Source organism: Vibrio sp. 1288, from assembly GCF_033344475.1.
This window is the reverse complement of sequence record NZ_JAWPOX010000968.1, coordinates 1-555: the sequence shown is the minus strand read 5'-3', so window position 1 is coordinate 555 and position 555 is coordinate 1. Positions and strand designations below refer to the sequence as shown.

The following is a 555-nucleotide window of genomic DNA, read 5'->3' as shown; positions in this document are numbered from 1 at the left end:
TGTGGTAACCGTTCAAATGATGAATTGCTCGATATCAACAGCATGCTTTTGTATTTGTTGATGCACTTTGAGCAGAGCGCCAGTCAGGCAGAAACTCGTTCATATTCTTCGTTGTCTTCACGTATTCGCGCGCTGATTTCTAAAGATCTAACGAAGCCGTGGACGCTCAAAGAAATTGCGAAACTGGTTTACATGAGTGAGTCGACGGTAAAAAGAAAGTTGAACAAGGAAGGGACGACGTTTACTGACGTGCTGCAGGCTGCACGACTAGATACAGCACAAAAAATGGTGTGCAATAGCGATGCGAGTGTCAGTGCAATAGCTGAGCTATGTGGTTTTAAGCATGCCTCTTATTTTGGTGCCTGTTTCAGAAAAGAATATGGTGTCACACCGCTTGCTTATCGAAAACAAGCCCAGCTCAGAGCGAATTGAATAACAAAACGCCCGATACAAAATCGGGCGTTCTCTTGAATATGATAGGGGATGATTACTTAAACCGTTATTGCTTCTTTTCTTGCGCGCAACGACGTTAAAATTTGAGGCAGTAAAGACATC

The 555-nt window shown here is 43.4% G+C and carries 1 protein-coding gene; it reads left to right on the top strand.

The features are described from left to right. The coding region (locus R8O11_RS30385; RefSeq protein ID WP_318195284.1) for an AraC family transcriptional regulator at nucleotides 1-432 on the top strand (432 nt) is incomplete at its 5' end. Nucleotides 433-555 lie beyond the last annotated feature (123 nt).